The organism is Pigmentiphaga soli, assembly GCF_039541095.1.
GTDB classification, from domain to species: domain Bacteria; phylum Pseudomonadota; class Gammaproteobacteria; order Burkholderiales; family Burkholderiaceae_B; genus Pigmentiphaga; species Pigmentiphaga soli.
This window is the reverse complement of sequence record NZ_BAABFO010000012.1, coordinates 136,894-156,769: the sequence shown is the minus strand read 5'-3', so window position 1 is coordinate 156,769 and position 19,876 is coordinate 136,894. Positions and strand designations below refer to the sequence as shown.

Genomic DNA, 19,876 nt, shown 5'->3' with positions numbered 1-19,876 from the left:
CGAGATGGAGTGGTTCGATAATTTCTGGGCCGTCTACAGCAACGTGGTGCTGACCATCGGCACCAACTCGCTGCTGGCGCTGTCCATCTGGCTGACCCTGGCCTGCGGCATGCTGGCCATGGCCAATGCCGCCTTCATGAGCATCGGCGCCTATACGGCCGCGCTCCTGACGATGAACTTCGAGCTGCCGTTCCCGCTGGCGCTGGCCGGCGGCATGGCCGCGCCGATGGCGGTGGCCTTCGTGATCGGCAAGCCCACGCTGCGGCTGTCGGGCGTCTACCTGGCGATGGCCACCCTGGGCTTCGGCGAGGTGGTGCGCGTGATCGTGCTCAACGCCGAGTCGGTCACCGGCGGGGCGCTGGGGCTCAACGGCATTCCGCAGCTCACCGAGTGGTGGCACGTGGCGCTGGCCGTGGTCCTGACGCTGGCCGTGCTGGCCCGGCTGCGCCGTTCCAAGGTGGGGCGCGCATTCGAGGCCATCAAGGAAGACGAGACCGCCGCCGGGCTGATGGGGGTGGACGTCAACAGCACCAAGATGCTGGCCTTCGTGCTGGGCGCGATGCTGGCCGGGCTGGCCGGCGCGCTGAACGCCCACCTCACGTTCTTCATCGGCCCGGGCGAGTACGGCTTCGACCGCGGCGTGGAGATCCTGACCATGGCCATCCTGGGCGGCATCTCCAGCCTGGCCGGCCCGGTGGTGGGGGCGGCGATCCTGACCGTGCTGCCCGAAGTGCTGCGCGCGGTCACCGATTTCCGTTCGGTCGTCACCGGCTTGATCCTGGTCGGCATCGTGTTGTTCCTGCCGAAAGGCATCTGGGATCCTGCCCGTTTCCGCTGGGGCAAGCCGACCCCCTCGCGGCCTTTGGCCGCTCCCCCTCGAGGGGGCGATGCCGGCCGACCGGCGGAGCCGGATCGGCGGCATCCCGGGTCGGGGGAGGCCGTCTGACATGCTCACGCTGACTTCCGTTTCCAAGAGCTTCGGCGGCCTGCACGTACTGCAGGACGTCAACCTGAACGTGCCGCAGGGCTCGATCTTCGGCCTGATCGGCCCCAACGGCGCCGGCAAGACCACCGTGTTCAACCTGATCACCGGGCTGTTGCAGCCCTCCGGCGGCCGCCTGGTGTTCGACGGCCGCGACCTGGCCGGCGCGCCGCCGCACCAGATCACGCGCCGGGGCATCGCCCGCACCTTCCAGAACATCCGCATCTTCAAGGAGATGACGCTGCTCGAGAACGTGGTGGTGGGCTGCCACCGCCACCTCGGCTACGGCCCGCTGGCGCTGCTGCTGGGCCTGCCGTCGTTCCGCGCGCACGAGCGCCGGGCCCGCGAGCGGGCGCTGGAGCTGCTGTCGTGGGTGCGGCTCGACCACAAGGCCGGCGACCGCGCCGACAATCTTTCGTACGGCGAGCAGCGCCGGCTGGAGCTGGCCCGCGCGCTGGCCACCGAACCGCGCCTGCTGCTGCTGGACGAGCCGGTGGCCGGCATGAACACCGGCGAGAAGGTCGACCTGATGGGCGAGATCGAAAACATCAAGGCGCGCGGCTACACCATATTCATGATCGAACACGACATGCGCTTCGTGATGGGGCTGTGCGACCGCATCGCGGTGCTGAACTTCGGCCGCATCATCGCCGAGGGCGAACCGCACGAGATCCGCCGCAACCCGCAGGTGATCGAGGCCTACCTGGGCCGCGAGGACGACGACGAGGTGCAGGCATGAACGGGCATCGAAGCGAAGGCGGCCCGGCGCAGGGCAGGGGCGCCGGCGGCGCGGCGACGGCGGCCGGGCCGCTGCTGCGCGTATCCGGCCTGAAGGTGTCTTACGGCCACATCGAGGCCGTCAAGGGCATCGACCTGGAGCTGCGCGAAGGCGAGATCACCACGCTGGTCGGCGCCAACGGCGCGGGCAAGTCGACCACGCTGCTGGCGCTGTCGGGACTGGTGCGCAAGGCGGCCGGCTCGGTGGTGTTCGACGGCGAAGACCTGACTCGTCTGCCGCCGCACAAGATCGTGTCGCGCGGCGTGGTGCAGGTGGCCGAAGGGCGCGCCATCCTGACCACGATGTCGGTGCGCGAGAACCTGGAACTGGGCGCCTATACCCGCAAGGACCGCGGCGTGGCCGACGATCTGGAAAAAGTGTTCGGGCTGTTCCCGCGCCTGAAGGAGCGGGTCGACGGCATGGCCGGCAACCTGTCGGGCGGCGAACAGCAGATGCTGGCCATCGGCCGCGCGCTGATGGCGCGCCCGCGGCTGCTGCTGCTCGACGAACCGTCGATGGGCCTGGCGCCGATCGTGGTGCAGGAAATCTTCCGCACGCTGCGCGCGATCAATGCGCAGGGGCTCACCATTTTCCTGGTCGAACAGAACGTGCGTCAGGCATTGAAGATCGCGCATCGCGGCTACGTGCTCGAGACCGGCAGCATCGCGCTGTCGGGCAGCGGCCGCGAACTGCTCGATGACGATCGTCTGGTCGAGGCCTATCTCGGCGGTTGATGCACGATAGTGCTTGACATCGGCACGTGCCGCATTAACACTTCGGGCCTCGACTTTCCAGAGAGTGCAATGGTCAAGAAACTCCAACCCGTCAAGGCCGGCGCCAAGCCTGCCGCCAAGAAATCCGCGACCAAGGCAGCCGCCAAGAAGGCGCCGGCCAAGTCGTCGAATCTCGTGGCCAAGATCGAAGCTACCCTCGCGCGTCTGGGCGAGGGCGCCCGCAAGGCGCTCGAGCGTTCCGAGAAGGCCCGCAAGGATGCGGCCCAGCGTGTCAGCGTGTACGAAAAGGCCCTCAAGGCCGCGCTGAAGGAAGCCAAGGCTGTCGTGGCCGCGGGCGACAAGCCCGCTGCCAAGACAGCCAAGGCCGCGCCGGCCAAGAAGGGTGCCGCCAAGGTCGCCAGGAAGGCTGCCGCGCCGGCCAAGAAGGCTGCGGCGCCGGCCAAGAAGGCCGCCGCTTCCAAGCCCGCCGCTCCCGCCAAGGCTGCCAAGGCTGCCAAGAAGGCCGCCGCCAAGCGCGCGCCCCGCAAGGCTGCCGCGCCGGCGCCGGCCCAGTCCGCCGCCCCGGCCCAGCCCGCTGCTCCTTCCGCCGAATAAGCAAGCGGCAGCGGCAACGACGATGCCGCCCATGGGGTCCGCCCCATGGGCGGCATTTTTTTTCGCCGTACGACCGTCCGGGCATGCTCCCGCGGCGGCGATCCGGCCCGGCCCGCCGGCCCGTGCTACTGAAGACCGGGATGGCTAGTGGTTTCCCCCTCCCCGGCATCGATTGACATCCGCCGCCCGATCCGGAAAATGCCGTCAGCAGCACCTTGCTGCCCCTCCAAAGGGGAGTAGTTCGAGAGCCCCCGGCTCTTGTGCACGGTCGTCAATACGTAGGGGTTCCGCCCCTTCCGGTCGTGCAGGCCGCGGCAGGCGCATGTTCCATGCCCCATGCCCGCGGTCGAACAAGACCTTTGCATCCTGGCGCCAGGATCGCATGGGTCTTCGCCCCAGCCTTCCCGGTCGCCAGTCGAGGTCAACTTCTCCTGGAGATCCATCTTGGAATGGCTTTCGGAATTCGCCGCCCATACCTTCACCATGCAGTTCCTGTTCGCGCTGGCCTCGATCGTCGTCATCGACATCGTGCTGGCCGGCGATAACGCCATCGTCATCGCGCTGGCCGCGCGCAACCTGCCGCCTGCGCTGCAAAAGCGGGCCGTTGTCTGGGGTACCGTGGGCGCGGTGGTAGTGCGCACGCTGATGACGCTGATCGTCGTGTGGCTGCTCAAGATCCCGGGCCTGATGCTGGTGGGCGGCGCGGCGCTGCTGTGGATCGCGCTGCGGCTGCTGTCGGCCGACGATGGCGGGCACGGAGAGGGCGCCTCCCAAACCAGCTTCCTGGGCGCGATCAAGACCATCGTGATCGCCGATGCCGTGATGGGGGTCGACAACGTGCTGGCGGTGGCCGGCGCCGCGCACGGCAGCTTCCTGCTGGTGGTGCTGGGGCTGCTGATCAGCGTGCCGGTGATGGTGTGGGGCAGCCGGCTGGTGCTGCGGCTGATGGAGCGCTTCCCGGTGGTGGTGACCATCGGCGCCGGCGTGCTGGTGGTGACGGCGGTCAAGATGATCCTGGGCGAGCCGCTGGTCAAGCCCTGGATCGCCGAGCACGCCTGGGTGGGCTGGGCGATGTATCCGCTGGCGCTGGGCGTGGTGCTGGGGATCGGCCGGCGCCGCGGCCGGGCGGCGCTGCCGCCGTCGCGGGCCGCGGCCTGAGGGCCGGCGCATGCCGCGCCGCAAGGGCGGCCGGCGGCCCTCGCGCGGCGCGGCCGCGTCGGCCTCAGGGCGCGGCGGGGGCCGGCAGCCGGTGCCCCACCGGCAGCACGGCCGAGAACTCCAGCGCCTTGCCTTCGCGCACTTCGCGGAAGGTATTGCTGCCGTACAGGTTCTTGCCCTGCACGTAATGCACGCCAGGCAGTTCGTCAGGATAGGCGATCCGGTAGCCGAGCGCGCCGGCCAGCCAGCGCGACATCTCGAAATGGCTGATCCAGCGCTCGTCGCGCAGCGCGCCGATGCGGTCGGCCGCGGCCTCGCGGCTCAGGGCCAGCACGGGCACGGTGGCCACTTCGGGCTCCAGCACGTTGTGGCCCCATTGGCCGCCGCGGCCGAGCAACTGCCCGTGGTCGCCGGTGGCCACCAGGTGGCGCGGCCCGCGCAGCGCGTCGAACCGTTCGATGATGCGGTCGAGCACGCTGTCGAAATACAGCACCGAATTGTCGTAGGCGTTGCGCAGCCGCTGTTCGCGCGGCAGGCCGCGGTCGTCGGGCCAGCGGGCGTAGCGGCGGTCGTGCGCGTAGTTGGCCTCGTAGGGCGCATGCGCGGTGCGCATCACGATCACCACGAAGGTTTTGTCGGGCCAGCGCTGTTCATCCAGCAGCGCGGGCAGCGCGTCGTCGCCCTGCGCCAGGAAACGCTCGGGGGCGTCTTCGCGGGTGACGGAAACGTCGATGTAGCGGCTGCCCGCGTCGTTGAGCAGCTTCGATTCCTGCGACGAGATCCAGTAGGTGCGGAAGCCCGCCTCCTTGGCCAGCCGGAACAGATTGGTCGACAGCCCGCGGATCTGGCCGACCGCGCCGGGTTCGCGCACCGCGTTCAGGATCAGCGGCAGGCTGACCGCGGTGGCCACGCCCGAGGCCACGCCGTGGCGGGCCAGCAGGTCGGGGCGGGCGGCCAGCCGCGGCGTGGTGTCGCGTTCGTAGCCAAGGATGCCGAGGTGGTCGCTGCGCAGCGAATCGGACACCACCAGCCAGACGTGGCGCGCCTCGGACGGCAAGGGCGTCACGATGGGCGGCGGCGGGGCGACCGCCGGCGGGCCGTCCGCCCGCAGCAGCGAAGCGCCGTGCACGGCGAAGAACCCGAAGGTGTTGAACGAGTTGTGCAGCGCGTTGCGGGTGGGGCCGGGCAGGAAGGCGTTGATGTCGCGGTAGGTGGCGCGGTAGGGCTTGGACAGCAGCGTGGCCAGCACCAGCGTCATCGCCGCCGCGCGCACGGCGCGCCGTGCGCCGGGCCGTGCGCCGAGCGCGGTGCCGGGCCATGCGCCCGGCCGCAGCCTTCGCATGAACAGCGCCAGCACCGCCCCGTAGGGCAGCAGCACGGCCAGCGGCACGTGCCAGTGTTCGGCGAAGTCGGTGCCGGCCACCTGCCGCACGTCGTCGAAATCGGCGAACAGGCTGGCCAGCGCCAGCGGATCCAGCGGCCGGCCGAAGTAGGAAATGTGGCCCAGCTGGACCAACTCCATGCCCGCCAGCAGCGCCAGCACGCCGGCCACGAAGGCGCGGCTGCCCGACAGCCACAGCGCCGCGTTGAAGGCCAGCAGCCCCAGCGCGAACGACAGCTCGAAGTCGGCCCGGTTGCCGTCGGCGAATGGCTGCTGCAGCAGGTCGTCGGCCAGCATCAGCGCCGTGGTGGCCAGCGCCAGCGCGGCGATGCCCAGGGCCGGGCCGGCGCGGCGCAGCCATGCCGGGCAGCCGCGGGCAGGGGCCCGGGGTTCCGACGGCGGCCGGCCGGAGGGCGAGATGGCCAAGGCGCCGCGCCGCCTACGCCTGCTGTTCGCCGCCGAGCGCGGCCACCACGTCGGCGATCATCTTCGACAGTTCGCCGGTCATCAGCGCGAAGTCGGCATCGAAGCGCTCGTCGTCGTTCTGCGCCAGCGCGTCGGCGTTTTCCTTCAGCACGTCGAGCGCGACGATCCGCTTGAGCGCCAGCGACTCGGTCAGCACGAAGGAAACACGGTCGGCCCAGGTCATGGCGAGCCGGGTGCACTGCTTGCCGGCCTCGATGTGGCGGCGCACGTCGTCGGCCTCGACCGACTGGCGCACGTAGCGCACGGTGGCGCGGTTCTCGCCGGTGGAGCGCAGCTCGGTGTCCTGGTCGATGGTGAAGCCGGCCGGGGCCTCGTCGCCGGCCAGCCAGCCGGTCATCGCCGCGGCCGGCGACGTGGCCACATGCAGATGGGCCAGCGGCATGCGGTCGACCGATTTGTTCAGCAATTGCAGCAGTTCGTCGCAGCGGGTGGGGGTGGAGGAATCCACCGCCAGCCAGCCGCCCTGGGTATCGATCCAGGCGCGGGTGTCGCGCACGATGCCGAAGGCGCGCGGCAGCAGCGCGTCGATCACGCCTTCCTTGATCTCGCGCATCTGCTTGCGGCCGGGCTTGTAGCCCTGCTGTTCCTCGATTTCCTGCGCCTTGGCCCTGGCTACCTGGTTCACCACCGAGGCCGGCAGCAGCTTCTTTTCGGTGCGCAGGTTGATCAGCAGGTGCGGCCCCATGCCATGGGCCAGCGCGCCGCCTTCGCGCGGCGGCGCCCAGCCCTGGACCTGCATGTCGGAGCTGCCGCCTTCGGCGTAGGCCTGCGGGCGCAGCAGTTCATCGAGCCGCTCGGCCGTCATGGGCCAGGGCGAGGGGAGACGGTAGACGTGAAGATTCTTGAACCACATGGCGGGCGAGTAGAGGCCGCCCGCATGTGCCGCTGCGCGGCGGCGCCCGGTTCGGGCGCCTGTCTGCCAGGGCGGCCCGGCGGTAAAAAGGGGGCATTGTATCCGACCCGCCGCGCGGCGCCGCCCCTCAGTGCACGTCGACCGCGCCGGCGTCGGCCGGCCGCTTGTCGCTGGCGCGGCGGCCGCTGTCGGCGGCGTCGCGCGAGAGCTGCCAGAAGATCCAGGTCGAGGCCGCCGTCATCAGGCCGACGCAGATGAAGGTGGAATGGAAGGCCGGCAGCGGGTCGGTGGCGCCGCCGCGCCCGGTGTAGCGGGTGAAGCCGGCCAGGATGGCGGCGGCCACGGTCACGCCCATGCTCATCGACAGCATCTGGACCATCGACAGCATGCTGTTGCCGCTGCTGGCGTATTGGTCGTCGAGGTCTTTCAGCGTAAGCGTGTTCATCGCGGTGAACTGCAGCGAATTGACGGCGCCGAACACGGCCAGGAAAATCACGTGCAGCCACACCGGGTGGGCCGGGTCGACCAGGCTGAAGGCGGCCATCGCCGCGCCCACCAGCAGCGTGTTGACCACCAGCACGCGGCGGTAGCCGAAATGGTCGATCACCGAGGTGGCCAGGCGCTTGGTCAGCATCGAGGCGCTGGCGGCCGCCAGCATCATCATGCCGGCATGCGAGGGCGAATAGCCCAGGCTCAGCTGCAGCGTGAGCGGCAGCAGGTAGGGCATCGCGCCGCTGCCCAGCCGGGCGAACAGATTGCCCAGCAGGCCCACCGTGAAGGTATGCACGTGGAACACCGCCAGCGGGAACAGCGGCGCCGGATGGCGCGAGGCGCGGATCCAGTAGGCCACCACGCTGGCCAGCCCGAACACCAGCAGCAGCACCACGAACACGCGCTCGATCGACAGGCCCGACAGGCCGTCGAGCGACAGCGAGATCGCGGCCATGCCGAAGGCCAGCAGGAAGTAGCCGAACAGGTCGAACTGGCGCGGCTCGGCTTCTCGCCTGTCGGCCAGCAGATACCAGGTGCCGGCGCCGGCGATGGCGCCCACCGGCAGGTTGATCAGGAAGATCCAGTGCCAGGAGATTTTTTCGGCGATGATGCCGCCCAGCCAGGGGCCCACCAGCGGCCCCACCATGGCGGGCACCGCCACGAAGCTCATCGCCCGCAGCAGCTGTTCGCGCGGGAAGCTGCGCAGCAGCGTGAGCCGGCCCACCGGCAGCAGCATGGCGCCGCCGCAGCCCTGCACCACGCGCGCCGCCACCAGCTGCGGCAAGGTCTGCGAGGCCGCGCACAGGGCCGAGCCGAGCGTGAACAGCATGATGGCCGCAAAGAACACGCGGCGCGTGCCGAAGCGGTCGGCCAGCCAGCCCGAGGCGGGAATCAGCACCGCCATGGTCAGCGCGTAGGAAATGACCACCGATTGCATCCGCAGCGGGCTTTCGCCCAGGCTGCCGGCCATCGCCGGCAGCGCGGTATTGACGATGGTGGAGTCGAGCATCTGCATGAACAGGCCGACCGCCACCAGCCAGAGCGTGGGCTTGAGCGAACGTTGCAGGGCGGGCATCGTGGGCGGGCGGGAAAGGAAAGGCCAAGCTTATCGCAAAGGCCGTGCCCGCAAGACGGCGGGCCGGCCTGGGCACGGCGCTTGCTGGCCTGCTTGGCACGAACTCGCCACGAAGGAGACGGCCATGACCGAACATATCTACAAGCAGATCGAGTTGGTAGGCTCGTCCACGGTTTCTTCCGACGACGCCATCCGCAACGCCATCGAGCGCGCGACCCGCACGCTGCGCCACCTGGACTGGTTCGAGGTGCTGCAGATCCGCGGCCACATCGCCCAGGGCGGCATCGCCCACTGGCAGGTAGTGCTGAAGGTCGGGCTGCGGCTCGAGGAGTAGGGCGGACGTCTTTCGCTTTTGACGGGTAGCTGGACATCCTTCATAGTCTTGCCGCGGAAGGAGCGCGGAGGGGGAAACCATGAATAATGCTTCGGCCGCCGGGCTCGGCGGCGCCCTGACCGGCCTCAAGGTGCTGCTGGTGGACGATACGCCGGAAGTGCTGGGGGCCTTCGCCGAATTGCTGGAACTGGAAGGCGCCTTGGTGGCCGCCGCCGGCAGCGCGCGCGAGGCGCTCGATGCGGCCGCGCTCGACCGCTTCGACCTGCTGATCTCCGATCTTTCCATGCCCGACATGGACGGCCACCACCTGCTGCGCGCCTTGCGCGCCGACGCGCACGCCGCGGCGCTGCCGGCCATCGCGCTGTCCGGCTTCGGCGCCGACGCCTGCGGCGAAGCCATCCGCTTCGACCGCTACCTGGCCAAGCCGGTCCTGTTCGAAACGCTGCTGCAGGCCATCCACGGCGTGCGCAGCGGTGCGGCGCGGTAAGCCCGCGCTGGCGGGGCGACTCGCCAGACGTTTTGAGAATTGTTATCATTATTAACATCAGATAGCATTCTCAATTTCCGTCCGCATGGATACACAGTCGGATCGCTTCTCCGCGCAGAAGCGCCGGTCTTTCTGGTTGAAGCACCTGCATCAGTGGCACTGGATCAGCTCGGCCATCTGCCTGGTCGGCATGCTGCTGTTCGCCGTCACCGGCGTCACGCTCAACCATGCGGCGCAGATCGAGGCCCGGCCCCGGGTGCAGGCGCGCGACGCCACGTTGCCCCAGGCGCTGCTCGACGGCCTCGCGGCCGCCCGCCATGCCGACAAGGACAAGTCCCCGCTGCCGCCCGAGGTGCGCGACTGGGCGGCGGGCGCGCTGGGCGTGGCGATCGACGCGCGGGCGGCCGAGTGGTCGAAAGACGAGGTCTACGTGTCGCTGCCGCGGCCGGGCGGCGACGCCTGGCTCAGCATCGACCTGGCCGACGGCGCCGCCCATTACGAACGGACCGATCGCGGCTGGGTGTCGTACCTGAACGACCTGCACAAGGGCCGCAATACCGGCGATGCGTGGAAATGGTTCCTCGACGTCTTCGCCGCGGCCTGTCTGGTGTTCTGCGTGACGGGCCTGTTCCTGCTGCAGATCCATGCCCGCAACCGGCCGGTCACCTGGCCGATGGTGGCCCTGGGCCTGACGATTCCGCTGCTGCTGGCCATTGCTTTCATCCATTGAGATCCATGCATCCATTGAAGAGGTTTCCATGCGCGTAATGATTCCGGCGGCCGTGACCACGCTGCTCGTGGGCCAGGCCCAGGCGGCCGACCTGGCGGTCAAGGTCGAGATCCCGCGGCTGAACGTGGCCGAATACCACCGGCCCTACGTGGCCGTGTGGATCGAGGGCCCGGACCAGAAGGTCGCCGCCAACCTGGCCGTGTGGTACGACGTCAAGCAGCGCAACGACGAAGGCACCAAGTGGCTCAAGGACATGCGCCAATGGTGGCGCCGCACCGGGCGCGAACTGAAGATGCCGGTCGACGGCGTCAGCGGCGCGACGCGGCCGGCGGGCGAGCACGAACTGTCGTTCACCGAGGGCAAGGCGCCGCTGGGCCAGTTGCCGGCCGGCGACTACCAGCTGGTGGTCGAGGCCGCGCGCGAGGTGGGCGGCCGCGAATTGCTGCGCGTGCCGTTCCAGTGGCCGCCCAAGGCGCCGGCCACGCAGTCGGCGAAAGGCGAAACCGAGCTGGGCTCGGTGTCGGTATCGATCAAGCCCTGACCACCAATTATTCGAAGGACTACGCGATGAAATTCTCGATCAAGTGGGCGGCCGTTGCCCTGGCTTTCTGCCTGCCGCTGTCGGCCCAGGCGCATCGTACCTGGCTGCTGCCGTCGGCCACCGTGCTGTCGGGCAACGATCCGTGGGTCACGGTCGACGCCGCGGTGTCGAACGACCTGTTCTACTTCGAGCACTTCCCGCTGCAGCTGCGCAACCTGCAGATCACCGCGCCCGACGGCAAGCCGGCCCAGGCCGAGAACCAGTCCACCGGCCGCTATCGCAGCACCTTCGACGTGCACCTGACCCAGCCCGGCACGTACCGGATCGCGGTCCTCAACGACGGCGTGTTCGCCTCGTGGAAGCAGGACGGCAAGACGCGCCGCATGCGCGGCACGCCCGAAACCCTGGCCAAGGAAGTGCCGGCCGATGCGCAAGACCTGCAGATCACCCAGATGAACGGCCGGGTGGAAACCTTCGTCACCGTCGGCAAGCCGACCGACACCGTGCTCAAGCCGGTCGGGCAGGGGCTGGAGCTGTCGCCCGTCACCCATCCCAATGATCTGTTCGCCGAAGACACCGGCACCTTCCGCTTCCTGCTCGACGGCCAGCCGGCGGCCAATATCGACGTGTCGGTCGTGCCGGGCGGCATCCGCTATCGCGACCAGCTGGGCGAGATCAAGACCCGCACCGACGCCGACGGCAAGTTCAGCGTGAAGTGGCCGGCGCCCGGCATGTACTGGATCGAGGCCGCGGTGCGCGACGCCAAGACCAGCGTGCCGCAGGCCAAGGAGCGCCGCGCCACCTATGCCGCGACCGTCGAGGTGCTGCCCCAGTAATGGCCGCCTGACGCCGGCCCGTCGGCCGCCTGCCCGGCCGCGCCGCCGGCGGCGGGCGCCCGGCCGGACCGGCAGCTAAGGAGGCCCGGTCCGCGCATGAACCGCGTTCTCGTTCCGCTCGCATTGTCGCCCGGCACCGCGCCGCCCGGCGGCGCCGTCCGCCATCTGCACGGGGCATCGATGGGCACCTCGTGGTCGGTGCGCCTGGCCGGCGACGGCCGCATCGCGATCGCCGATATCGAGGCGCTGGTCCGCCGCGAGCTCGATGCCGTGATCGCGCAGATGAGCACCTGGGAGCCCGGCTCCGACATCAGCCGTTTCAACGCCGCCCCGGCCGGCAGCTGGCATGCCCTGCCGGCCGCGTTCGCCACGGTGGTCGATTGCGCGCTGACCGTGGCGGCGCAAAGCGGCGGCGCCTTCGACCCTGCCGTCGGCCCCTTGGTCGACCTGTGGGGCTTCGGTCCGCATGGCCGGCCCGGAACGATTCCTCCGGAGGCCGAATTGCAGCGCCTGCGCGCGCAAGCCGGCTGGCGCCGGCTCGAATTCGACCGCGCCGGACGCCGCCTGCGCCAGCCCGGCGGCGTCCGCCTCGACCTGTCCGGCATCGCCAAAGGCTACGCGGTGGACGCCGTGGCTGCCGCGCTGGCGCGCGCCGGCATCGGCAATTGCCTGGTGGAAGTGGGCGGCGAACTGCGCGGCAGCGGCGTCAAGCCCGACGGCACGCCGTGGTGGGTGGAACTGGAACAGCCCTCGCACGGCGCCGGCGAGAACGGCGCGCCGGCGTTGCCGCGAACCTTGCTGGCCTTGCACGGGCTGGCCGTCGCCACCTCGGGCGACTACCGCCGTTTTTTCGACCGCGCCGGCCGCCGCTATGCTCATACCATCGATCCCCGCACGGGCTGCCCGGTCGAGCATGCGCCGGCCTCGGTCGCCGTGGTGCACCCGGAGTGCATGGCGGCCGATGCGCTGGCCACCGCGCTGACGGTACTTGGCCTCGACGAGGGCGAGCGCTGGGCGCGCCGCCATGGCCTGGCCGCGCGCTTCATCGCCCGCGGCGAAGGCGGCTTCACCGAAATCCTGACCCCGGCGCTGGCCGCCATGCTGGAATGACCTCGTCCGCTTCCGTCGCCGCCGGGCGCCTGCCCCGCGCCTTGTGCGCCGCCTTGCTGGCGGCTTTGCTGCTGGCGCTGCTCGCGGTGCTGAACGGCTGGATCGCGCTGCCGGAGACCGCGCGCCGCCACGCGGGCGCCGCGCTCACCGTGGTCGCCTATGCCTGCTTCTGCGCCGGCGTCTATCTGCGCCGGCGCGCGCAGGGCGCGGCCATGGGCCGCGCCGGCGGCGGCCGTGGCGCCGGCGGGCCGGCCATCCTCGTCGCCTATGCCAGCCAGACCGGCTTTGCCGAACAGATCGCCGCGCAGACCGCCGACGTGCTGCGCGCGGCCGGCATGGCGGTGCGGCTGGAACCCATGGGCCGCGTCGATGCCGCCGCGTTGCGCGCCGCCGGCCGCGCGCTGTTCGTGGCCAGCACCACGGGCGAGGGCGATCCGCCCGACGCGGCGGCCGGCTTCGCGCGGCGCGTGCTGGCCGCGCCGGCCGACCTGGCCGGGCTGGAGTACGGCGTGCTGGCGCTGGGCGACAGCAGCTACAGCCGCTATTGCGCCTTCGGCCGCGCGCTCGACGCCTGGCTGCGGCTGCACGGCGCGCGGCCGCTGTTCGATGCGGTCGAGGTCGACGACGGCGACCCGGGCGCGCTGCGGCACTGGCAGCACTACCTGGGCGTGCTCAGCGGCAGCACCGACATGGCCGACTGGAGCGCGCCGGCCTACGCCACCTGGCGGCTGGTGGAGCGCCGCCTGCTCAATCCGGGCAGTCCCGGCGCGCCGGCCTATCACCTGGCCTTGCGGCCGCTGGACGGCGGCGCCGACTGGCAGGCCGGCGACATCGCCGAGATCGGCCCGCGCCATCCCCCGGCCGAGGTGGAACGCTGGCTGGCGGCGCTGGGCCTGGCGCCGTCCGCGGCCGTGTCGGCCGATCGCGGCCTCTCCACGCTGGCCGGCGCGCTGGCCGGCCGCGCGCTGCCTTGCGACGAAGCCGGCCTGGCCGCGTTGCGCGGCAAGACGGCGCAGGAAATCGCCGGCGCGCTGCCGGCGCTGCCGCACCGCGAATATTCGATCGCCTCGCTGCCGGCCGACGGCCGCCTGGAACTGCTGGTACGCCAGGTGCGCCACGACGACGGCCGGCTCGGGCTGGGCTCCGGCTGGCTGACCGAACATGCGCCGGTCGGCGCCGACATCGCGCTGCGCATCCGGGTCAACCGCAGCTTCCACCCGCCCGCGCCCGGGCGGCCGCTGATCCTGATCGGCAACGGCACCGGGCTGGCCGGCCTGCGCGCCCACCTGCGCGCCCGCGCCGCCGCGGGCGCCGGCCGCAACTGGCTGCTGTTCGGCGAACGCACCCGCGCCCACGACTATTTCCACCGCGACGAGATCGAGGCCTGGCGCCGCGGCGGCGTGCTGGACCGGGTCGATCTGGCCTTCTCGCGCGATGGCGGTCCGCTGCGCTACGTGCAGGATTGCGTGGCCGCGGCCGCCGACGACGTGCGCGCCTGGGTGGCGGAGGGCGCCGCCATCTATGTGTGCGGCGGCCTGCAAGGCATGGCCGCCGGCGTGGCGCAGGCGCTGGAAGGCATTCTCGGGGCCGAGGCGCTGGAGCGGATGGCCGAGGAGGGCCGCTACCGGCGCGATGTGTACTGACGGCCGCCGGCTAGCGGTTGGCCTGCCGGATCGCGTACAGCCGGTGCAGCGTGATCCGGTGCACCGCGGCCTTGCTGGCCTCGATGTGCGCCGACAGCAGCTCGACCGCCTCGTCGGCCCGGCCGTCCAGCGCCGCCAGCAGGATCCGCCCGTGTTCCTCGTAGGTGCGCGCTATCCGCACCGGCTGCGTGAAGTCGAGCTGGCGCAGGATCCGGATGCGGTCGGTGACCTCGTCGTAGACGCGCGTCAGCTCGGGATTGCCGCCCTGTTCCACCAGCGCGCGGTGGAACGCCTCGTCCAGTTCCGCCACGCGCCGGCCGTCGGTCTGGCGCTGTTCCGGGGCCACCAGCCAGTCGGCCCGCAGGCCGGCCGGCAGCGTGCCGCCGCGGGCGCACAGGCGGCGCAGCGCGGCCGCTTCCAGGATGGTGCGCAGGTCGTACAACTGGTCGAATTGCTCGAAGTCGAAGGGCCTGACCGACCAGCCGCTGCGGAAGTGGACTTCCAGATAGCCCTCGTGCTGCAGCCGGTACAGCGCCTCGCGCACCGGCGTGCGGCTCACCCGCAGCCGTTCGGCGATCTCGGTTTCCGAAAAGCGGTCGCCCGGAACCAGCCGGAAGTCGAAGATGTCCCGCTTGAGCTGGACATAGACCGAATTGGCCAGCGTGGCAGGCGATTGCCTGCGCGCCGGCGCGGTTCCGAGGCGCACGGATCAGCTCCCGCGGCGCGCCGTGAGGCCGGCCGTTTCCAGCGTGCGGGCGGCGGCCAGGCAATCGGCCTCGCGCCATGGCGCGGCGATCAGCTGCACGCCGATCGGCAACTGCGGGTCAGCGCCCACGCCGTGCCATACCGGCGCCGCGCATACCGGCAGCCCGATGCAGGAAATCGGCTGGGTCAGCAGGCCCATGCTGGCGCGCGCCGGCAGCGGCGTGCCGTTGATGTCCAAGGTCTCGGTGCCGACCGGCGTGGCGCGCACCGGGGTGGCGGGCGCGATCAGCACGTCGTAGTCCTGCAGCAGCCGCATCGCGTCCTGGTAGCAGCGCCAACGCACGCGCTGGGCCTGCTGCACCCAGGCGGCCGGCATCAGGCTGCCGGCGATCAGGCGGTCGCGCGATAGCGGCTCGTACTCGGCATAGCGGGCGCGCAGGCGTTGCCGGTGCAGCGCCCCGCCTTCGGCGCCGGTAATGATGAAGGCGGCCGAGCGGGCCTGTTCGGCGCCCGGCAGCTCCACCACGGTGGAGGCGCCCAGCGCCTCGGCCGCCAGCCGCACCGCTTCGCGCGCGGCCTCGCCGGCCCATTGGCGGAAATAGCCGCCCAGCACGGCCACCCGCGCGCCCCGGCGCAGGCCTTCGGCCGCCGCGCCGGCGGCGCTTTCCGGCGCGCGCTGGGCGCAGGCGTGGTCGGCGGGGTCGGGGCCCTGCAGGACGTCGTAGGCCGCGGCCAGGTCGGCCACGCTGGATGCGAACGGGCCGAGATGGTCGAGGCTGCCGACGAAGGGAAACGAGCCGCCGCGCGGCAGCCGGCCGAAGGTGGGCTTGAGCCCGAAGATGCCGCACAGCGAGGCCGGCACGCGGATGGAACCGTTGGTGTCGGAGCCGAGCGTGACCGGCACCAGCCCGGCGGCGACCGCTGCGGCGCTGCCGCCGGACGAACCGCCGGCGATCCGCGTGCCGTCGTGCGGATTGCGGGTCGGGCCGTAGTGGGTGTTTTCGGTGGTGAAGCCGTAGGCGTGCTCGTCCATGTTGAGCGCGCCCACGAGCACCGCGCCGGCATCGCGCATGCGTGCCACCAGCACGGCGTCGCGCGCGGCGGGCGGGTTGCCGGCGTTGACCTTGCCGCCGGCCAGCGTGGTCAGGCCGTCGATGTCGAACAGGTTCTTGACGGCGTACGGAACGCCTGCCAGCGGCGGCAGCGTTTCGCCGCGCGCGCGGCGGGCGTCGATGGCGGCGGCTTCGCGCAGCGCGCGTTCGGCGGTGACCGCGGTGAAGCAATTCAGCGCCGGGTCGCGTTCGGCGATGGCGGCCAGCGCGGCCTCGGCCACGGCGACCGCGCTGCGGGCGCCCGAGCGGACGGCGGCAGCCAGTTCTAGAGCGGTGCCCGTCATGGCCGGAATACCGCGGCGGATTCGAGTTCGGGCGGCAGTTCGAGCTCGGCGAAGGCGGCGGCGATCGCATGGATGCGGGCGAACTGAACGGTGATGTCGTCGACGGCGCCGGCGGGCAGGTCGCCGAAGCCTTGCAGGGCCAGTGCCGTTTTTACATACGGCGCCAGGTCGGATTCGTTCATGGCAAGAAATTCCCGGAAGTGCGCAAGCCGCGCACAGACTTGTATACCAGCCGAGGGGAAAGCACTAACCGTGCCATTGGGCGGATGGCATTGCAGCAGGCCGGCGGCCGCGCCGTTTGCGTCGCCATGGTGCGCGCCGCGCGGGGCCGTCCCCGGCATGGTGCGCGGCGCGGCCGCGGGAACGCAGCTTGCTGGGCTACGGATGGGCACCCACGACGAAATCGGGCCGCCGCGGCCGCCCACCATGCGCGGCGGTTCCAGGGAGAACAACAATGCTCGGCACTATTCTATTGATCGTTCTGATCCTTCTTCTTATCGGCGCGATTCCCACGTGGCCGTACAGCAGCGGCTGGGGCTACGGGCCCAGCGGCGGGCTGGGGCTGGTGCTGATCATCGTGCTGGTGCTGGTGCTGATGGGGGTCATATAGTCCGGGCACCATGAACGGCGCGCCCCAGGGGCGCGCCGGCCCTTCTGGCGGCCGCCTGGACGAGCGGCCGCCGCCTGCTCAGTGCAGGCTGGGCAGCAGGTCGGTGCGGCCCAGCATGCGGGCCGTTTCCAAGGCCGACGGCGTGCCGTACGACGGATCGGCGCCAGCCTCCATCAATATCCTCACGATCTCGGCCGACCCCTTGAAGATGGCGCCGGCCAGCGGGCTCTGGCCGCGGTCGTTGACCCGGTTCGGGTCGGCCCCGTGGCCCAGCAGCGTATGCACCGTGGCGGCATGGCCGTGGTAGGCGGCCAGCATGACCAGGCTGTCGCCTTTGTCATTGGTGAGATCGGCCGGCGCGCCGGCGTCGAGGTAGGCTGCCAGCGTTTCGGTATCGCCGTGGCGGGCGAGGTCGAACAGTTTGGCCGCCAGCGCCAGCACGGCGGGGCTGGGCTGTTGCCGGGCATTGTCTTTCATCGCATCGTCCATCTATGAAAACCGATGGTAGCACTGTGCATGCCGCCCTCCGAATCGGCTGAAGGGTGGGCCCGCTCTTTGCTGGTGGGCTGTTCCCGAAGCCCGCGAGAACGTTCCGTGTCCGACCTGCCCCCCTCCCACCCTGGCCTGGCGCTGCAGCCGGGACGCAATTGCTGGCGCGCCGTGCATGCCGACCGCTTCCGCCTGCTGATCGACGCCGACGAATACTTCCGCGCCGTACGGCAGGCGATCGCCAATGCGAGCGAATCGGTCTTCATCGTCGGCTGGAACGTCGACAGCAGCCTGACGTGGCCGCGGCAGGCGACGGGCGACGGCCTGCCGGCGCGCTGCGCCGATTTCCTGCATGCGGTGGCGGCGGCGCGTCCGGCGCTGCGCATCTACGTGCTGGCCTGGGACTTCTCCATGCTTTATGCCATGGACCGCGAATGGCGGCCGGTGTACGAACTCGGCTGGCGGCGCCACCGGCGCATCGTGGTGGGGCTGGACGGCCGCCATCCGCCGGGCGCTTCGCAGCACCAGAAAATCGTCGTGGTCGATGACCGGCTGGCCTTCGTGGGCGGCATCGACCTGGCCAGCGCGTGCTGGGACGAGCCGGCCCACCTGGCCGACGATCCGCGCCGGCGCGACCCCGACGGCCATCCGCTGCCGCCGGTGCACAACGTGCAGGCGATGTTCGACGGCGCGGCCGCGCGCGCGGTCGGCCGCCTGGCGCGCGAACGCTGGCGGCGCGCCACCGGCCGGCTGGTGCACCGCCGCCGCCGGCCATCGGCGGCCGGGGATCCGTGGCCGGCGGCCTGGGGGCCGGACGTCGCCGACGTGAAGCTGGGCATCGCCCGCACCGAGCCGGCCCACGCCAGCCGCAACGGCGTCGCCGAAATCCTGCAGGCCCATGACGATGCCTTCGGCGCCGCGCGGCACACCATCTATATCGAAAGCCAGTATTTCACCTCGGCGGCGGCCGGCGCCGCGCTGGCCGGCCGGCTGGCCGGCGCCGAGCCGCCCGAGACGGTGGTGGTGTCGCGCGACGCCGGCAGCGGCTGGCTGGAGCACGGCCACGTGGCCCTGTTGCGGACGCGCCTGCACGCGCGGCTGGCGGCCGCCGGCGGCGACCGCTACCGGCTCTGCTGTGTGCGGCTGCCGGGCCAGCCCGCGGCGCTCGACATCCACAGCAAGCTGGCGATCGTCGACGACGACTGGCTGTGCGTCGGCTCGGCCAATCTCAGCAACCGTTCGCTGGCGCTGGACACCGAATGCAGCGTCATCCTGGCGGCCGAAGGCGATCCGCGCGTGAGGGCGGCGATCGCCGGCATGCGCAATCGCCTGCTGGCCGAGCACCTGGGCTGCGACGCCGACGCCGTGGCCCGGGCCACGCGCGGCGGCCTGCTGGCCGGCATCGACGTGCTGTCCGGCGGCGAACGCACGCTGGTCTCTTTCGAGCCGCCCGCGGGCGCGGATGGCGTCGTGCCCGGCGCCGAGTCGGAGCCGGAAAAGCCCCTGGCGCCCGACGAACTGGTGCGCCGCTTCGTGCCGGCCGAACACCGGCGGCCGGCACGCCTGCGCTACGCGGCGCTGGCGCTGGTGCTGCTGCTGATCGCCTCGACCGCGCTGCTGTGGCGCTGGACGCCGCTCGGCGATTACCTGGACGTGGGCGTGCTGGCGCGCACGGTGCGCCGCTTCAGCCAGCAGCCGATCACGCCGCTGGTGGTGATGGGCGGGTACGTGGCGGCCGGCCTGTTGTCGATCCCGATCACCATCCTGATCGTTGTGACCGGCGTCGTGTTCGGCGCGTTCAAGGGCGGCCTGTACGCGCTGGCCGGCACGCTGGCCAGCGCCGCGGTCACCTATGCCATCGGCCGCTGGCTGGGCCGCGAGACGGTGCGCCGGCTGGCCGGGCGGCGCATCAACGACCTGAGCCGGCGGCTGGCGCGGCGCGGCCTGGTGGCCATGGTCATCCTGCGCCTGCTGCCGGTGGCGCCGTTCACGATCGTCAACATCATCGCCGGGGCCTCGCAGATCAGCGTGCGCGACTATCTGCTGGGCACGCTGATCGGCATGGGGCCGGGCATCGTGGTGACGGTGCTGTTCGCCCACAACCTGGCCTCGGCCATGCGCAATCCCAGCCCCGGCGCGTTCGGCGTGGTGGCGCTGGTGGCGGTGGCGCTGATCGGCATCTCGGTCGGACTGCAGCGCCTGTTCGTGGCGCGCGACAAGGTGCCGGGCCACGGCTGAGAACGTCGCTGCAGCGCCCGAATCGACTGGTTACAAGCCCGATGCGGCAGCGCATCGAAAAAACTTGCACGGCCGATGACATGGCATACATATTGCAACTGTGGCGACCAATAGTTCCAGATGCCCGTTTTTGTCGAACTGGCCGGCACAAGTTACGCACCACGGTAATTTTTATCGGCCAGCATGACCGGAGCGAGCACTGAATTCCCCGCCTTGTTCCCGTT

Annotated in this window: 21 protein-coding genes; 14 read left to right on the top strand and 7 right to left on the bottom strand. The window is 71.1% G+C overall.

The window, feature by feature from the left end; translation table 11 throughout:
- Positions 1–4 precede the first annotated feature (4 nt).
- The 5 genes from ABD927_RS14085 (at position 5) to ABD927_RS14065 (ending at position 4,246) form a co-directional block, all read left to right on the top strand.
- A complete protein-coding gene (locus ABD927_RS14085) occupies positions 5–946 on the top strand; it encodes a branched-chain amino acid ABC transporter permease (protein WP_345250466.1) in 942 nt (313 codons plus the stop codon).
- 1 nt (position 947) lies between these two features.
- Complete coding sequence (locus ABD927_RS14080; RefSeq protein ID WP_345250465.1) at positions 948–1,721, top strand: ABC transporter ATP-binding protein; 774 nt, start codon at positions 948–950, stop codon at positions 1,719–1,721.
- Entirely contained in the window at positions 1,718–2,494 is a 777-nt protein-coding gene (locus ABD927_RS14075; RefSeq protein WP_345250464.1) for an ABC transporter ATP-binding protein, read from the top strand. Before ABD927_RS14080 ends, ABD927_RS14075 begins: the two co-directional genes overlap by 4 nt.
- 9 nt (positions 2,495–2,503) lie before the next feature.
- The gene (locus ABD927_RS14070; protein ID WP_345250463.1) at positions 2,504–3,088 is read left to right on the top strand and encodes a histone; all 585 of its coding nucleotides are present in this window, start codon (positions 2,504–2,506) and stop codon (positions 3,086–3,088) included.
- Between the two features lie 444 nt (positions 3,089–3,532).
- A complete protein-coding gene (locus tag ABD927_RS14065) occupies positions 3,533–4,246 on the top strand; it encodes a TerC family protein (protein ID WP_425570256.1) in 714 nt (237 codons plus the stop codon).
- Between the two features lie 64 nt (positions 4,247–4,310).
- On the opposite strand, the gene ABD927_RS14060 is transcribed toward ABD927_RS14065, so the two are convergent.
- The 3 genes from ABD927_RS14060 to mdtD form a co-directional block, all read right to left on the bottom strand.
- The gene (locus tag ABD927_RS14060; RefSeq protein WP_345250462.1) at positions 4,311–6,053 is read right to left on the bottom strand and encodes a phosphoethanolamine transferase; all 1,743 of its coding nucleotides are present in this window, start codon (positions 6,051–6,053) and stop codon (positions 4,311–4,313) included.
- Positions 6,054–6,066: 13 nt separating this feature from the next.
- The gene (locus ABD927_RS14055; protein ID WP_345250461.1) at positions 6,067–6,966 is read right to left on the bottom strand and encodes a recombination-associated protein RdgC; all 900 of its coding nucleotides are present in this window, start codon (positions 6,964–6,966) and stop codon (positions 6,067–6,069) included.
- Positions 6,967–7,093: 127 nt separating this feature from the next.
- The gene (gene mdtD / locus ABD927_RS14050; RefSeq protein WP_345250460.1) at positions 7,094–8,533 is read right to left on the bottom strand and encodes a multidrug transporter subunit MdtD; all 1,440 of its coding nucleotides are present in this window, start codon (positions 8,531–8,533) and stop codon (positions 7,094–7,096) included.
- 124 nt (positions 8,534–8,657) lie between these two features.
- On the opposite strand from mdtD, the gene ABD927_RS14045 reads away from it, so the two are divergent.
- The 7 genes from ABD927_RS14045 to ABD927_RS14015 all read left to right on the top strand — a co-directional run bounded on the left by ABD927_RS14045 (position 8,658) and on the right by ABD927_RS14015 (position 14,214).
- Positions 8,658–8,867, top strand: coding sequence for a dodecin (locus tag ABD927_RS14045; RefSeq protein ID WP_345250459.1), 210 nt, complete (start codon positions 8,658–8,660; stop codon positions 8,865–8,867).
- Positions 8,868–8,946: 79 nt separating this feature from the next.
- Positions 8,947–9,354 (top strand): response regulator, encoded by a 408-nt coding sequence (locus ABD927_RS14040; RefSeq protein ID WP_345250458.1) that lies wholly within the window; start codon positions 8,947–8,949, stop codon positions 9,352–9,354.
- An 85-nt stretch (positions 9,355–9,439) separates the two neighbouring features.
- A complete protein-coding gene (locus ABD927_RS14035; protein WP_345250457.1) occupies positions 9,440–10,084 on the top strand; it encodes a PepSY-associated TM helix domain-containing protein in 645 nt (214 codons plus the stop codon).
- 28 nt (positions 10,085–10,112) lie between these two features.
- The gene (locus ABD927_RS14030; RefSeq protein ID WP_345250456.1) at positions 10,113–10,625 is read left to right on the top strand and encodes a DUF2271 domain-containing protein; all 513 of its coding nucleotides are present in this window, start codon (positions 10,113–10,115) and stop codon (positions 10,623–10,625) included.
- Positions 10,626–10,651: 26 nt separating this feature from the next.
- On the top strand, positions 10,652–11,461 hold the full coding sequence (locus ABD927_RS14025; RefSeq protein WP_345250455.1) for a DUF4198 domain-containing protein: 810 nt from the start codon (positions 10,652–10,654) through the stop codon (positions 11,459–11,461).
- 96 nt (positions 11,462–11,557) lie between these two features.
- The gene (locus ABD927_RS14020; RefSeq protein ID WP_345250454.1) at positions 11,558–12,571 is read left to right on the top strand and encodes an FAD:protein FMN transferase; all 1,014 of its coding nucleotides are present in this window, start codon (positions 11,558–11,560) and stop codon (positions 12,569–12,571) included.
- Positions 12,568–14,214, top strand: coding sequence for a sulfite reductase subunit alpha (locus ABD927_RS14015; RefSeq protein WP_345250453.1), 1,647 nt, complete (start codon positions 12,568–12,570; stop codon positions 14,212–14,214). Before ABD927_RS14020 ends, ABD927_RS14015 begins: the two co-directional genes overlap by 4 nt.
- A 10-nt stretch (positions 14,215–14,224) precedes the next feature.
- On the opposite strand, the gene ABD927_RS14010 is transcribed toward ABD927_RS14015, so the two are convergent.
- The 3 genes from ABD927_RS14010 to ABD927_RS14000 are packed head-to-tail and all read right to left on the bottom strand — an operon-like array spanning position 14,225 to position 16,497.
- On the bottom strand, positions 14,225–14,920 hold the full coding sequence (locus ABD927_RS14010; protein WP_345250452.1) for a GntR family transcriptional regulator: 696 nt from the start codon (positions 14,918–14,920) through the stop codon (positions 14,225–14,227).
- A gap of 3 nt (positions 14,921–14,923) precedes the next feature.
- Positions 14,924–16,315, bottom strand: coding sequence for an AtzE family amidohydrolase (locus ABD927_RS14005; protein ID WP_345250451.1), 1,392 nt, complete (start codon positions 16,313–16,315; stop codon positions 14,924–14,926).
- Positions 16,312–16,497 (bottom strand): AtzG-like protein, encoded by a 186-nt coding sequence (locus tag ABD927_RS14000; RefSeq protein WP_345250450.1) that lies wholly within the window; start codon positions 16,495–16,497, stop codon positions 16,312–16,314. Before ABD927_RS14000 ends, ABD927_RS14005 begins: the two co-directional genes overlap by 4 nt.
- Before the next feature lie 272 nt (positions 16,498–16,769).
- Between ABD927_RS14000 and ABD927_RS13995 the strand changes: the two genes are divergently transcribed.
- Complete coding sequence (locus ABD927_RS13995) at positions 16,770–16,925, top strand: DUF3309 family protein (protein WP_345250449.1); 156 nt, start codon at positions 16,770–16,772, stop codon at positions 16,923–16,925.
- Between the two features lie 78 nt (positions 16,926–17,003).
- Here ABD927_RS13995 and ABD927_RS13990 read toward each other — a convergent pair whose 3' ends face one another.
- On the bottom strand, positions 17,004–17,402 hold the full coding sequence (locus ABD927_RS13990) for an ankyrin repeat domain-containing protein (RefSeq protein ID WP_345250448.1): 399 nt from the start codon (positions 17,400–17,402) through the stop codon (positions 17,004–17,006).
- 117 nt (positions 17,403–17,519) lie between these two features.
- Here ABD927_RS13990 and ABD927_RS13985 point away from each other — a divergent pair, with 117 nt between their 5' ends.
- Positions 17,520–19,652 carry a VTT domain-containing protein gene (locus tag ABD927_RS13985; RefSeq protein WP_345250447.1) on the top strand — a complete coding sequence of 711 codons (2,133 nt, stop codon included), beginning with the start codon at positions 17,520–17,522 and terminating at the stop codon, positions 19,650–19,652.
- Positions 19,653–19,876 lie beyond the last annotated feature (224 nt).

Bases quoted from the DNA above. Each gene is read 5' to 3' on its own strand.
- ABD927_RS14085 (WP_345250466.1), top strand. From the start codon at position 5: ATGGAGTGGTTCGATAATTTCTGGGCCGTCTACAGCAACGTGGTGCTG.
- ABD927_RS14080 (WP_345250465.1), top strand. From the start codon at position 948: ATGCTCACGCTGACTTCCGTTTCCAAGAGCTTCGGCGGCCTGCACGTA.
- ABD927_RS14075 (WP_345250464.1), top strand. From the start codon at position 1,718: ATGAACGGGCATCGAAGCGAAGGCGGCCCGGCGCAGGGCAGGGGCGCC.
- ABD927_RS14055 (WP_345250461.1), bottom strand. From the start codon at position 6,966: ATGTGGTTCAAGAATCTTCACGTCTACCGTCTCCCCTCGCCCTGGCCC.
- mdtD (WP_345250460.1), bottom strand. From the start codon at position 8,533: ATGCCCGCCCTGCAACGTTCGCTCAAGCCCACGCTCTGGCTGGTGGCG.
- ABD927_RS14045 (WP_345250459.1), top strand. From the start codon at position 8,658: ATGACCGAACATATCTACAAGCAGATCGAGTTGGTAGGCTCGTCCACG.
- ABD927_RS14040 (WP_345250458.1), top strand. From the start codon at position 8,947: ATGAATAATGCTTCGGCCGCCGGGCTCGGCGGCGCCCTGACCGGCCTC.
- ABD927_RS14035 (WP_345250457.1), top strand. From the start codon at position 9,440: ATGGATACACAGTCGGATCGCTTCTCCGCGCAGAAGCGCCGGTCTTTC.
- ABD927_RS14030 (WP_345250456.1), top strand. From the start codon at position 10,113: ATGCGCGTAATGATTCCGGCGGCCGTGACCACGCTGCTCGTGGGCCAG.
- ABD927_RS14025 (WP_345250455.1), top strand. From the start codon at position 10,652: ATGAAATTCTCGATCAAGTGGGCGGCCGTTGCCCTGGCTTTCTGCCTG.
- ABD927_RS14020 (WP_345250454.1), top strand. From the start codon at position 11,558: ATGAACCGCGTTCTCGTTCCGCTCGCATTGTCGCCCGGCACCGCGCCG.
- ABD927_RS14015 (WP_345250453.1), top strand. From the start codon at position 12,568: ATGACCTCGTCCGCTTCCGTCGCCGCCGGGCGCCTGCCCCGCGCCTTG.
- ABD927_RS14005 (WP_345250451.1), bottom strand. From the start codon at position 16,315: ATGACGGGCACCGCTCTAGAACTGGCTGCCGCCGTCCGCTCGGGCGCC.
- ABD927_RS14000 (WP_345250450.1), bottom strand. From the start codon at position 16,497: ATGAACGAATCCGACCTGGCGCCGTATGTAAAAACGGCACTGGCCCTG.
- ABD927_RS13995 (WP_345250449.1), top strand. From the start codon at position 16,770: ATGCTCGGCACTATTCTATTGATCGTTCTGATCCTTCTTCTTATCGGC.
- ABD927_RS13990 (WP_345250448.1), bottom strand. From the start codon at position 17,402: ATGAAAGACAATGCCCGGCAACAGCCCAGCCCCGCCGTGCTGGCGCTG.